Source organism: Methylobacterium gnaphalii, from assembly GCF_007992215.1.
In the GTDB taxonomy this organism is placed as follows: Bacteria; Pseudomonadota; Alphaproteobacteria; order Rhizobiales; family Beijerinckiaceae; genus Methylobacterium; species Methylobacterium gnaphalii.
Window position 1 is genome coordinate 32,552 of the sequence record NZ_BJZV01000024.1, and the last position, 12,994, is coordinate 45,545.

A 12,994-nucleotide genomic window follows, 5' to 3' on the forward strand; every position below is an offset into this window, starting at 1 on the left:
TCGGATCGGCCCTTCGAAGGACTGCGTGGATGCATCTTCTTCATTCGCCGCGGGAAATGTCGGGTGACGAGGCTCTGTACTCTTTTCGTTCCAATCGGTAGGGATGCGCTCGACTGACCTTGTCCAAGTTCTGCAGAGCACGACATGGGTCTTGCGCGGTGCCGCAAAAGCCCGCGTGCCTCTTCGATCGCATCCGAGACTGAGCCTTGCATGGCCAGAGCCACCCCCGCCGCGAAGCCGACGAAGTCGGCGACTGCCAAGCCTGTCGCCAAACGGACGGCAGCACCCGTCGAGAAGTCAGATAGCGAACTTGAGAAGCTGTTCGACGCGGCTGGCAGCCCGGTTCTCGACAGGCGCGTCATCTCCGTGCGCGGCGCGCGCGAGCACAATCTCAAGAACGTCGACCTGACGATCCCGCGCGATAAGCTCGTGGTGTTCACGGGCCTCTCGGGCTCGGGCAAATCCTCGCTCGCCTTCGATACGATCTATGCCGAGGGCCAGCGCCGCTACGTCGAGTCGCTGTCGGCCTATGCCCGGCAGTTCCTGGAGATGATGTCGAAGCCGGATGTCGACCAGATCGACGGGCTCTCGCCGGCCATCTCCATCGAGCAGAAGACGACCTCGAAAAACCCGCGCTCGACGGTGGGCACCGTCACCGAGATCTACGACTACATGCGCCTGCTCTGGGCGCGCGTCGGCATTCCCTATTCGCCGGTCACCGGCCTGCCGATCGAAAGCCAGACCGTCAGCCAGATGGTCGACCGCGTGCTCGAACTGCCCGAGAAGACGCGGCTGTATCTGCTCGCGCCCGTCGTGCGCGGGAGGAAGGGCGAGTACCGCAAAGAGATCGCAGAATTCCAGAAGAAGGGCTTCCAGCGCCTTCGCATCGACGGCGAGTACTACCCGATCGACGACGTGCCGAAGCTCGACAAGAAGCTCAAGCACGACATCGACGTGGTGGTGGACCGCATCGTGGTGCGCGACGACATGGCAAGCCGCCTCGCCGAGTCGTTCGAGACCGCCCTGGAACTCGCCGACGGGATCGCCGACATCGAATTCGCCGATGCGCCCGAAGGCGAGGCACCGCAGAAGATCACGTTCTCGTCGCGCTTTGCCTGCCCGGTCTCGGGTTTCACCATCCCCGAGATCGAGCCCAGGCTCTTCTCCTTCAACAACCCGTTCGGTGCCTGCCCGGTCTGCGGCGGCATCGGCCACGAGATGCGGATCGACCCGGAACTCGTGATCTCCGACGAGGCCCTGAGCCTCAAGCGCGGCGCCGTCGCGCCCTGGGCGAAGTCGACCTCTCCCTATTACGACCAGACGCTCGAAGCGCTGGCCAAGCATTTCGACTTCAAGACCAATGTGCCGTGGGCGGCGCTGCCGACGGAGGCGCGGATCGCGATCCTCTACGGCACCGGCAAGGAGCCGGTGCGCTTCGCCTATAATGACGGTCTGCGCTCCTACTCGGTCAACAAGCCGTTCGAGGGCGTCATCCCGAACCTGGAGCGGCGCTACAAGGAGACGGAGAGCGACGCGGCACGGGAAGACATCGGCCGCTTCATGAGCGCCACCCCCTGCGAGGCCTGCGACGGCAAGCGGCTCAAGCCAGAGGCGCTGGCGGTGAAGATCGACATGCAGGATATCGGGCAGGTCACCGCACTCTCGGTGCGCGAAGCCCATCGGTGGTTCTCGGAGATCTCGTCCAAGCTCACGGACAAGCAGAACGAGATCGCGGTGCGAATCCTGAAAGAAATTCGCGACCGGCTGACTTTCCTCGTCGATGTCGGCCTCGAATACCTGACGCTGGCGCGCGGCTCCGGCTCGCTCTCGGGTGGTGAGAGCCAGCGCATCCGCCTCGCCTCGCAGATCGGATCGGGGCTGACCGGCGTGCTCTACGTGCTCGACGAGCCCTCGATCGGCCTGCACCAGCGCGATAACGAGCGCCTGCTCGGGACCCTCAAGCGCCTGCGAGACCTCGGCAACTCGGTGATCGTCGTCGAGCACGACGAGGATGCGATCCTCCAGGCCGACTACGTCGTCGATGTCGGCCCGGGCGCCGGAATCCATGGCGGCGAGATCGTCGCGCAGGGCACGCCCGCGCAGGTGCTCGACAACCCGGCCTCCCTCACGGCGAAATACCTCACCGGTGAGCTGGCCGTGCGCATGCCGGCGGCGCGCCGCACGGCCAAGAAGGGGCACATCCGGGTCGTTGGCGCACGGGGCAACAACTTGAAGAACGTCGACGTCTCGATCCCGCTTGGCACCTTCACCTGCATCGCCGGGGTCTCGGGCGGCGGCAAGTCGACCCTCGTCGTCGATACGCTCTACAAGGCTGCAGCGAAGAAGCTGAACGGCGCACTGGAGCATCCTGCCCCGCACGAGCGCATCGAGGGACTGGAGCTTCTCGACAAGGTGATCGACATCGACCAGTCGCCGATCGGGCGCACGCCGCGCTCGAACCCGGCGACCTATACCGGCGCCTTCACACCGATCCGCGACTGGTTCGCGGGACTGCCCGAGGCCAAGGCCCGAGGCTACCAGCCGGGGCGCTTCTCCTTCAACGTGAAGGGCGGCCGCTGCGAGGCCTGCTCCGGCGATGGCGTCATCAAGATCGAGATGCACTTCCTGCCCGACGTCTACGTCACCTGCGACGTCTGCAAGGGCAAGCGCTACGACCGCGAGACCCTGGAGGTGAAGTATCGCGGCAAGTCGATCGCCGACGTCCTCGACTCGACGGTCGAGGAGGCCGCCGAGCTGTTCAAGGCGGTGCCCTCGATCCGCGAGAAGATGGAAACCCTGAAGCGCGTCGGGCTCGACTACGTCCATGTCGGCCAGCAGGCGACGACGTTGTCGGGCGGCGAGGCCCAGCGCGTGAAACTCTCCAAGGAGCTCTCGAAGCGCGCCACGGGCCGCACGCTCTATATCCTCGATGAGCCGACGACCGGACTGCACTTCCACGACGTCGCCAAGCTCATGGAGGTGCTGCATGAGCTGGTTGACCAGGGCAACACGGTGGTGGTGATCGAGCACAACCTTGAGGTCATCAAGACCGCGGACTGGGTGATCGATATGGGGCCGGAGGGCGGCGATGGCGGCGGTCTGGTCGTCGCGCAGGGCTCGCCGGAGGACATCGCCCGATCGAAGGCGAGCCATACCGGACGGTTCCTGCGCGACGTTCTCGCCCGACGTCCGGCGGCCGTCTCGACGGCGGCGCGCGCGACCCCCGTCTCGAAGCGTCGTCAGGCTGCCGAATAGGTCGAATCGCGATCCATCCGCGTCCGGCTTGGGCCGGACTGCCACGCTTGATTCGTGTCGGAGTGTTTGCTGGAGGTCATGGAGGGGTGGCCCGGCGGCTCCTGGCCGACGACCTGCTGCGGCGAGGTCCAAGGCCGGGCCGACAGCGAGATGCGCAATCCTCCCTGCCGATCTGCTCAAGCCTCCCGAGCGCGTGCCGACAGCAAAGCTTTGATCTGCATGTGATATTTTGCCGAGCGCGGCCGGCCAATGGTCTGGAGCGCTCCGCAAACAACGCGCACGCAACCCTTTGTTGCTCTGCCGTAAAAATGCGGCTTTTGCGCAACGGTGATCCTGCAACTGCCCAGGCTTACGGCAAAGCTCTGTCCTTCCGGATCGGACTGTAGAATAGTTCCCAACGTTGAGACTTGAGGTGGGGCCGTAAGGGGGCGCCCGGGACGACCGTACAGAACCCGCGAAGCAAAGCGAGGTACTGACCAAGTCGTTCGGGGGCTACGGGGCGGACGCCTGAAATCCTTGGGAAGGAATGATAACAATGTTGAAGAACTGGATCGCTGCGGGGGCGCTCGCGCTCACCGCCGGCATGACCACCACCGCTGCCTTCGCCCAGACCACCACCGTTCCCGGTGAGCAGGTCGGTCTCGCGACCGGTGCTCCGCTGCCCGAGGGCGTGTATGCCCTCAACACGTTCGTCTACCGCAGCAACGACTTCAACCCGGCCGGCGCCGGCGTCGACGTCGCTGTCAACGTCCCGGTCATCGTCTGGTCGACCCCGTGGGTTCCGCTCGGCGGCCGCCTCGAGCTCCTCGTCGCTCCCCCGACTGTGTTCGCCTTCGGTCGTGGCGGCGGTGCAACCGGCGTGCGTGATCTCTCGATCAACGTCGGTACCTTCGTCGGCGGTATCTGGGCCTTCGATCTCGGTGGCAACTTCGGCGTGTCGCTGCTCGGCGGTGCCTACCTGAACGACCTGAACGGCGACCGCGGTCTCCTCGTGGCGAACAACGGCACCCCGCTGAACCCGCTCGGTGCGGTTCTCGGCCAGCTCTCCTCCAACACCTACCGTATTGGTGTGGCTGGTTCGTACACCGGCGACGGCTGGAACCTCACCGCCAACCTGACCTACAACTTCTACGACACGCCGGCCCGCTTCGAGAACGCGAACGCGATCGCTCGCACGTTCCTGTATCGTCCGTCGGACGCCCTCAACCTCGACCTGACCGCGACGAAGAAGTTCGACCTCTTCAACGAGGGTAAGGCCAAGTTCGAGTTCGGCGCCATCGGTTACGGTACCGTCAACCTCGACACCAGCGCCTCCACGCTGGCCTTCAACAACCGTGGCTACTTCGCCCTCGGTGGTCTCATCGGCTACGACTTCGGCCTGTTCACGGCTCAGGCTTACGTTGCCCACTACGTGGCGTCCGACCGTCGCGCCTACGGCAACGGCGACATCACCGAAGGTTGGTTCCGCGTGATCGTGCCCCTGTACTCGCCGACCCCGGCGCCTGCTCCGGCCCCGATCGTCCGCAAGTACTGATCCGAACCGGGGCGCTTCACGGCGCCCCGACGGTCGAACCAAAAGCCGTCCGATCCATCTGGATCGGGCGGTTTTTCTTTGCTCGTGCAATCCGGCGTGCAGCCGAACCTCCCAGCAGCCGTCACGATTACGCACGGCCATCACGAGGATGAGGCGCACGGGCCATCTCCCCGCGGCGTTGCCACCGCCGCGCTCGGTGGCCCGCGACGGCGGTTCGTGCCGCAACGCTGGCCAAGATCCTACGGCTGGCTGCGCGTGATGGATGCGTCGAAGACGATCTCCGAAAATGCGGTCGATCCAACGGATCACACGACGTTCGTCGTTGCTGTGAGGGCCGCCGGCCTCGTCGACACACTCAGCAGCGCCAGTCCGTTCACGGTGTTCGTGCCGACCAGCGCCGCCCTTGGGACGGTGTCGCCCGGCGCCGTCGACACCCTGCCCTGTGGTTCCCTCAACGGACGGTGCAGATATCCGGAGCAGAGACGGCGCAGTTGCTCCATGCTGCAGCGCTGCGGATCGCGGGGCATCGTCCTGCGACGCGATCGCCGCGGCACCCGGGTGTCGGATTGAGAGAGCCGCCCCTATTTCTCCGGCGACCCGCTGACTTCACTGGAGCGAGGCCATGGCCGTCCCAGACCTTTCCAGAATTCCCGCCTCCGTCCAGCCCAAGCCGTCCGACTATGGCTATGATCTCGAGCGAGCGCTGACCTCCGTCGTCACCCTGTCGAGTCGCGTGCCCCCCGAGGCCTTCACGGCCGACACGCTCGGCACCGAGCGGGCCGGCAACGGCGTGGTGATCGACGAGGACGGGCTCGTGCTCACGGTCGGCTACCTCGTCATGGAGGCCGAATCCGTCTGGCTCACCACGCATGACGGACGTTCGGTGCCCGCGCATGTCGTCGGCTTCGATGCGGTCACAGGCTTCGGGCTGGTTCAGGCACTCGGCCGGCTCGACCTTCCCGCCCTCGCGATCGGCCGGTCGGCGAAGCTGCAGATCGGCGACAAGGCGGTGGTGGCCGGCGCGGGCGGACGCGGGCACAGCGTCGCGGTGGAACTTGTCGCCCGCCAGGAATTCGCCGGCTACTGGGAATACGTGCTCGACGAGGCGCTGTTCACGGCGCCAGCCCACCCGCATTGGGGCGGCACCGCACTGATCGGACCTGACGGTGACCTTCTCGGGATCGGTTCGCTGCAATTGCAGCAGGGCAGCTCGGGTCGCGCTCGGGCGATCAACATGGTCGTGCCGATCGACCTGCTGCTGCCGATCCTCGACGAGCTGCGCCTGCGCGGCCGTACCACCGCGCCGCCGCGCCCCTGGCTCGGCCTCTACGCCACCGAGACCGATAATGGCGTCGTGGTGATGGGCGTGGTCGATGATGGCCCGGCGCAGGCGGCGGACCTGCGCCCCGGCGATATCCTCTCGGCCGTGGCGGGCGAGCCCGTCGCCGATCTCGCGGGCTTCTTCCGGCAGGTCTGGGCGCTGGGTGAGGCGGGCGCACGGGTGCCGCTGAGCGTGCATCGCGATGGCAGGCAGATTGCGCTGTCGGTGATGTCAGGCGATCGCGACAGCTATCTCATGCAACCCATGCTGCACTGACGCCACGCCCGTTGATCCTCCGGGGCACGATCCGCTATTTCGGCGCATGACCGGAACGGACCCCATTCACATCGTCGGCGGCGGGCTCGCGGGCTCGGAGGCGGCCTGGCAGATCGCCGAGGCCGGCCGCCCGGTCGTCCTCCACGAGATGCGGCCCCTCCGCCGCACCGATGCGCATCAGTCGCAGGATCTCGCCGAGCTCGTCTGCTCGAACTCCTTCCGCTCGGATGACGCCAACGGCAATGCCGTCGGCCTTCTGCATCAGGAGATGCGCACGCTCGGCTCGCTGATCATGCGCGCGGCCGATGCCCATCAGGTGCCGGCAGGCGGCGCGTTAGCGGTCGACCGGGATGGGTTCGCTGCCGCAGTCACCGCAGCGCTGGAAGCCCATCCCAACGTCACCATTCTGCGCGAGGAAATCGACGGGCTGCCGCCAGCCGAATGGGGGCAGGTGATCATCGCCACCGGCCCCCTCACCTCCCCGGCGCTGGCCGACGCCATTGCCCGGCTGACCGGCGCGGAATCGCTCGCGTTCTTCGATGCCATCGCGCCGATCGTGCACCGCGACTCGATCGACATGAGCAAGGCCTGGTTTCAGTCGCGCTACGACAAGGCGGGTCCTGGCGGCACGGGCGCGGACTATCTCAACTGCCCGATGAACCGCGAGCAGTACGACGCCTTCGTCCGCGCGTTGATCGAGGGGGAGAAGACGAGCTTCAAGGATTGGGAGGCCTCGACACCCTATTTCGACGGCTGCCTGCCGATCGAGGTCATGGCCGAGCGTGGGCCGGAGACCCTGCGCCACGGGCCGATGAAACCGGTCGGGCTGACCAACCCGCATGACCCGACCGTGAAGGCCTGCGCCATCGTCCAGTTACGCCAGGACAACGCGCTCGGCACCCTCTACAATATGGTCGGGTTCCAGACGAAGCTGAAACACGCCGAGCAGGTCCGGGTTTTTCGAACGATTCCCGGGCTGGAGAACGCAGAGTTCGCGCGCCTCGGCGGCCTCCACCGCAACACCTATCTCGACAGCCCGCGCCTGCTTGACGCCACCCTGCGGCTGAAGGCCGAGCCGCGCCTCCGCTTCGCCGGCCAGATCACCGGCTGTGAAGGCTATGTCGAGAGCGCCGCCGTCGGGCTGATGGCCGGCCGCTTCGCCGTTGCCGAACGTCGCGGCCACCCGCTGGCGCCCCTGCCCCAGACCACGGCGCTCGGCGCGTTGATCGCACACATCACCGACGGCCATCTCGTCGCCGAGGAGGAGGCGGGCAAGCCGCGCTCCTTCCAGCCGATGAACGTGAATTTCGGGCTGTTCCCGCCGCTCGAGCGTGCGCCGCGCAACGAGACGGGCAAGCGCCTGCGCGGACCCGAGAAGGCGGCATTGAAGAAGCGGGCGCTGACCGATCGGGCGCGAGAGGATCTCGCCGCCTGGATGGGCGGCGACGTCCCGCGCGCAGCCGCGGAATGAGCGGGACGGCGTCGGGATCAACGCTCGGGGCGATCCTGCGCGTCACCTCCGGGAATTTCCTGGAGATGTTCGATTTCTTCCTGTTCGGCTTCTACGCGAACCACATCGCTGCCGCCTTCTTCCCGACCGACAGCGCCTTCGCCTCGTTGATGCTGGCCTTCGCCACCTTTGGCGCAGGCTTTCTCATGCGGCCCCTCGGTGCAGTGGTGCTCGGTGCTCTCACCGATCGGGTCGGGCGCCGAAGGGGCCTGATCGTTACACTCGCCATCATGGCGATGGGCACGGTGCTGATCGCCTTCGTGCCGTCCTATGCCATCCTCGGCCTCACGGCCCCGCTCCTGGTGCTGACGGGCCGCCTGCTCCAGGGCTTTTCCGCGGGCGCCGAACTCGGTGGCGTCTCGGTCTATCTGGCGGAGCTGGCCAAGCCAGGCCACGAAGGGTTCACGGTAGCCTGGCAGTCGGCCAGCCAGCAGGTCGCGGTGATGGCCGCGGCGGCGGTCGGCTTCGTGCTCAACCGCGCCCTCCTGCCGGAGCAGATGGCGCAGTGGGGCTGGCGCATCCCGTTCCTGCTGAGCTGCCTGTTGGTGCCGTTCCTCTTCTACATCCGCGCCTCGCTGCAGGAGACGCAGGCGTTCGCCCAACGGAAGCACCACCCGGAGCTTGGCGAGAGCCTGAGGAAGCTTCTCGAGAACCGCCGGATCGTACTGCTCGGCATGTTGCTCGTGGCGATGACAACGATCAGCTTCTACGCAATCACGGTCTACACGCCGACCTTCGGCCGGATCGTGCTGGGTTTGAGCGATACCGACAGCCTGATCGTCACCTTCCTCATCGCCGCCTCCAACTTCGTCTGGCTGCCGGTGATGGGCGCCCTCTCCGACCGGATCGGCCGCCAGCCCATTCTGCTCGTCTTCTCGGCGCTGACGCTGGTCACAGCCTATCCGGTGCTCTCGTGGCTGACCGGGCATGCCAGCTTCTCCGCCCTGCTTGGCGTGCTGCTGTGGTTCTCCTTCCTCTACGGCAGCTACAACGGCGCGATGGTCGTGGCGCTCACCGAGATCGTTCCCGGCGAGGTTCGCACGGCCGGTTTCTCGCTGGCCTATTCGCTGGCGACGGCTCTGTTCGGTGGCATGACGCCGATTGTCTCGACCTGGGCGATCAGGGAATTCGGCGACAAGGCTGCGCCCGGCCTCTGGATGGCGCTCGGCGGTGCCTGCGGTCTTGTGGCGACGCTTCTCGTCTACCGGGCCCCGTCGGGCCGTGCTGCCACCCCGGAAGCGATCGTGCCGGGTGCCGCCAGGCGTCCCTGAGGCGCATCCCGGATATCCCAGACCATGAGCTGGCGGCCGGGCCGCTTGCCGTCATCTCCTGTGGGGCGGAAGCCGAGCTTGTGCAGCATCCGCCAGGACGCGACGTTCTCAGGCCGGCACTCGGCGACGATGGCCCGGCGCGGATAGCCTTCGGCCAGCGCCCTCACCACCGCCTCGACGCCCTCGGCCCCATAGCCGCGGCCGCGCGCGGAGCCGCCGATCCAGTAGCCGATCTCGATTGCCTCCAGTGCCCTTAGATGCGCGCCGACAATGCCGATGAGACGGCGGTCCTCGTGCTCGACGAGGCCGAGAAAGACGTCGCGACCGCTCGACGCTGCCCGGATCAGGCCTCGCGCATCGGCGAGTTCGAAGCGCTCGGGGAGGAAGTCGACGGCGCCGGTGATGGCGGGATCGTCGGTCAGGCGGCGCACCTCCTCGGCCATGTCTGCCTGCAGCGGCGCGATGGCAAGACGATCCGTTTCGAGGATCGGAAGGGCGAGGCGTTCCCAGCGGGTGCCGCGCAACATGCGAGAGAGAAGGCCCATGATCTCAAGGTGGGCGCGGCACGGCGCGTGGGAAGGGATGAGCGGCGCAAGGACCGCCTCAACGTAAACGAAAAGGCCGCCCCGGATCATCCGGGGCGGCCTGGGGGCCAAGCGGGGTCGCTCGGTCAGTGCGGTGCGGCTGCCGTGGCGGCCGGGTGGATCACCATGTCCGTGAAGGGCGGCACGTAGGCCTGGAGCATCACGAGCAGGCCGACGAGGCAGGCCAGCGCGATCGAGTGCCAGAACACGAAGCGCAGGATCTTGCCCTCCTGGCCGAAATAGCCGGTGGCCGTGGAGGCGACGACGATCGACTGGGCGTCGATCATCTTGCCCATCACGCCGCCCGACGAGTTCGCCGCGGCCATCAGCACACCCGAGAGGCCGAGCTGTTCCGAGGTGATCCTCTGCAAGCCGCCGAACAGCACGTTCGAGGCCGTGTCAGAGCCGGTCAGCGCCACGCCGAGCCAGCCGAGCAGCGTGCCAAAGAATGGATAGAGGATGCCGGTGCCCGCAAATGCCAGGCCGAGTGTGGCGTCGACGCCGGCGTAGCGGGTGAGCACGCCGAGCGCGAGCATCGCCGAGATGGTGATCAACGAGTAACGCAGCACCCAGATCGTCTCGAAGTAGGCGGTGACCAGGCGCCACGGCGAGAAGCGCATGATCAGGCCAGAGATGATCGCGGCGATGAGCACGCCGGTCCCGGTGTAGGACATGTAGGTGAACAGGAAGACCGCGCCTTCGGGGATTGGCTTGGCCACCACCGGGGGCACCTTCATGATCATGTTGTGGAGGCCAGGCACCTCGTATTTCCAGGTGAAGATCGGGTTCACGATCGACTTGAACCAGCCGGTACCCCAGACCGCCACGATGATTGAGAGGATGATCCACGGCAGCCAGGCCATGATCAGCTCGGCCTGGGAGGCCGTGCGGGCGCCGGTATGGACCTTGGGCATGTCGCCGGGGACGCCGGCGCCAAGGGCAACCGGGCGAGCCTCGCCGTAGCCGATCGAGGGATCGTGGCCGCGCAGAGCCGGTGACGTCCAGATCTCGGCCGGCTTCCAGAACTTCAGGAACAGCACGAGGCAGCCCATCGAGAACAGAGAGGCCCCGATATCGACGATCCACGGGTTCACGTAGTTCGAGATTAAGAACTGGGCGATCGCGAAAGAGGCACCGGTGACCAGGATCGGGGGCCACACCTTGACCATGCCGCGGAAGCCCGCGAACACCCAGATCAGCCAGAACGGCACCAGCAGCGAGAAGAACGGCAGCTGACGGCCGATCATCGCGCCGAGGATGTTCGGATCATAGCCCGTTACCGAGGCGAGGCCCTGGATCGGGGCGCCGAGCGCGCCGAAGGCGACCGGGGCGGTGTTGGCGATCAGCGACAGACCCGAAGCGGCGAGCGGCGAGAAGCCGAGACCGATCAGGATGGCGCCGGTCACGGCCACCGGCGTGCCGAAGCCGCCGGCACCCTCGAAGAAGGCACCGAAGGCAAAGGCCACGAGCAGGAGCTGGATACGCCGGTCCGCCGTGATGCCCGCCACCGATTGCTGCAGGATCGCGAACCAGCCCTTCTCGACCGTCAGGCGGTAGAGGAAGATGACGTTGAGGATGATCCAGCCGATCGGGAAGAAGCCGGTGACCATGCCAAGGATGGCGGCGCGCCCGGCGAGTCCCGTTGGCATGCCGAAGCCGACAATGGCGACAACGAGCGCGATGACCAGAGAGATGACGGCGGCGATATGGGCCTTGACCTTACCGCTGGCAATCATTGCCAGCAGGGCGATCACCGGGATCGACGCCGCGATGGTCGATAGCCATGCGTTCCCAAAGGGATCGTAGACCTGGTTCCAGGGTTGCATGACGCTTTAATCCTCCCTCGGCTCGGTCTTTTGCCGGCCTGACGGCTATGGCTAGCAGAGCGCGAGGGGCCACTCAACGAGCGGTAATCATGTATTCATAGAGTGTTGCACAGGCGTTCCGCCGAGGCGGACGATGCCAAGGCCGCCTCAACCCCGCCGCGCGGTCCGCCACAACCGCCAGATTTTCCGCCAGCGGGGCAGCTCGATCACCGTATTGAGCGGATCGTAGCTCGCGCGTTCCATCGCTGAGAGGTAGCCCTCCACCAGCGCGACAGGCAGAAAGGCGGGCCTTGCGGCGGGCGCGATGGTGTCGCGAGCGGCTCGGTAGGCTTCGAGGTGGCGACAGGCGAGCGCGCGCAGCTCGGAGCAGGTGCGCACGAGGCCGGGGCCGCCGCGGCCGGTGACGATGTCCTCGCGGGTCACGCCGTTCTGCCGGAGCAGATCGGCCGGCAGGTAGATCTGGCCGTTCCGGGCATGCCACGGCAGGGCGCGCAGCAGGCCGGTGACGCCGTAGGCGACGCCGGCATGGCCTGCGGCGGCCGCGCCGCCGGGCTCCGCGCCGTCGGCGAGGATGAGACCGCCGAGGCGGATCAAGGCGGAGGTGGTTTCGCCGCAATAGCCTTCGAGGTCGTTCACCCGCGGCATCGGGTCGTCGTAGAGATCGAAGACGCGGGCATCGATCAAGTCGATGAAGGGCTGGCGCCCGAGCCGGCGGGCGACGATGGCGTCGTCGAGAGCCGCGGCGACGGGATTGGCCTTCACATCCCCCCGCGCCTCGCCCTGCAACGCATCGCGCCACCATTGCAGGCGGATCTCGCCGGCCATGGGGTTCGAGACCGCGTTGCGCACCCGCGCAATGGTGAGGCTGAAGGCGGCGAGCGCGAAGAGGTGCGGTCGGCACGTGGCCGGTGCGAAGAGCGTGGCGAGGTAGCGGTCGGGATCGCCCTCGCGGACCAACTCCTCGCAGTGGCGGAAAGCGAAGGATAGCCCCTCGCCGGTCGCCTCGACGCTGCTCTCCATTCCGGTCATGGGACGGCGATCAGGGCGGCGGCCACCTTGCGGTTCTCGCCGAGCAGGATGTTGTAGGTGCGCGCGGCGGCTCCCGTCTGCATGACGTCGAGGCCAATGCCGCTCTCCTTCAGGCGCCGACGCAGGGCTTCGGGCAAGGGAACGATGTCGAGCCCGGTGCCGATGAGCAGCAGCTCGATGCGCTCGCCCTCGGCGAGCACAGGCTGCAGGCCTGCCAGATCGATCTGCCGCGCATCTGTCGCGTCCCAGGCCCGGATCCCCGAGGGCAGCATCAGGATCGAGCCGCGATGCGACATATCCGCGAAGCGGAAGCCGCCATTGCCGTAGGAATCGATCCCGTAGCGGCCGGGAACAAAACCGTCGTGGAGGCGGCCTTCCATGCGGGTCC

At 66.8% G+C, this 12,994-nt stretch carries 9 protein-coding genes and 1 pseudogene; 6 read left to right on the forward strand and 4 right to left on the reverse strand.

Translation table 11 applies throughout. The features are described from left to right. Positions 1-210: 210 nt before the first annotated feature. From uvrA to MGN01_RS18390, 6 genes and pseudogenes are all read left to right on the forward strand, one after another. Positions 211-3,255: an excinuclease ABC subunit UvrA gene (gene uvrA / locus MGN01_RS18365; protein WP_147048280.1), complete on the forward strand. Its 3,045-nt coding sequence runs from the start codon at positions 211-213 to the stop codon at positions 3,253-3,255. Positions 3,256-3,790: 535 nt separating this feature from the next. Further along, complete coding sequence (locus MGN01_RS18370) at positions 3,791-4,789, forward strand: transporter (RefSeq protein ID WP_147048281.1); 999 nt, start codon at positions 3,791-3,793, stop codon at positions 4,787-4,789. A gap of 258 nt (positions 4,790-5,047) precedes the next feature. Then, positions 5,048-5,227, forward strand: a pseudogene (locus tag MGN01_RS24195) (fasciclin domain-containing protein); the annotation flags it as partial. Positions 5,228-5,411: 184 nt separating this feature from the next. After that, positions 5,412-6,386 (forward strand): S1C family serine protease, encoded by a 975-nt coding sequence (locus tag MGN01_RS18380; RefSeq protein WP_147048282.1) that lies wholly within the window; start codon positions 5,412-5,414, stop codon positions 6,384-6,386. Positions 6,387-6,432: 46 nt separating this feature from the next. Next, positions 6,433-7,857 carry a methylenetetrahydrofolate--tRNA-(uracil(54)-C(5))-methyltransferase (FADH(2)-oxidizing) TrmFO gene (gene trmFO / locus MGN01_RS18385; RefSeq protein ID WP_147048283.1) on the forward strand — a complete coding sequence of 475 codons (1,425 nt, stop codon included), beginning with the start codon at positions 6,433-6,435 and terminating at the stop codon, positions 7,855-7,857. Next, on the forward strand, positions 7,854-9,167 hold the full coding sequence (locus MGN01_RS18390) for an MFS transporter (RefSeq protein WP_147048284.1): 1,314 nt from the start codon (positions 7,854-7,856) through the stop codon (positions 9,165-9,167). The genes trmFO and MGN01_RS18390 overlap by 4 nt, the downstream gene beginning before the upstream one ends. Here MGN01_RS18390 and MGN01_RS18395 read toward each other — a convergent pair. The 4 genes from MGN01_RS18395 to MGN01_RS18410 all read right to left on the reverse strand — a co-directional run bounded on the left by MGN01_RS18395 (position 9,098) and on the right by MGN01_RS18410 (position 12,986). Next, positions 9,098-9,712, reverse strand: a complete 615-nt coding sequence (locus tag MGN01_RS18395) for a GNAT family N-acetyltransferase (protein ID WP_238257920.1) — start codon at positions 9,710-9,712, stop codon at positions 9,098-9,100. The genes MGN01_RS18390 and MGN01_RS18395 overlap by 70 nt on opposite strands. Positions 9,713-9,837: 125 nt before the next feature. After that, positions 9,838-11,577 carry an L-lactate permease gene (locus MGN01_RS18400; protein ID WP_147048285.1) on the reverse strand — a complete coding sequence of 580 codons (1,740 nt, stop codon included), beginning with the start codon at positions 11,575-11,577 and terminating at the stop codon, positions 9,838-9,840. A 147-nt stretch (positions 11,578-11,724) separates the two neighbouring features. Then, positions 11,725-12,606, reverse strand: coding sequence for a phytoene/squalene synthase family protein (locus tag MGN01_RS18405; RefSeq protein ID WP_147048286.1), 882 nt, complete (start codon positions 12,604-12,606; stop codon positions 11,725-11,727). Continuing rightward, on the reverse strand, positions 12,603-12,986 hold the full coding sequence (locus MGN01_RS18410; RefSeq protein ID WP_147048287.1) for an Mth938-like domain-containing protein: 384 nt from the start codon (positions 12,984-12,986) through the stop codon (positions 12,603-12,605). Before MGN01_RS18410 ends, MGN01_RS18405 begins: the two co-directional genes overlap by 4 nt. Between the last annotated feature and the right edge of the window lie 8 nt (positions 12,987-12,994).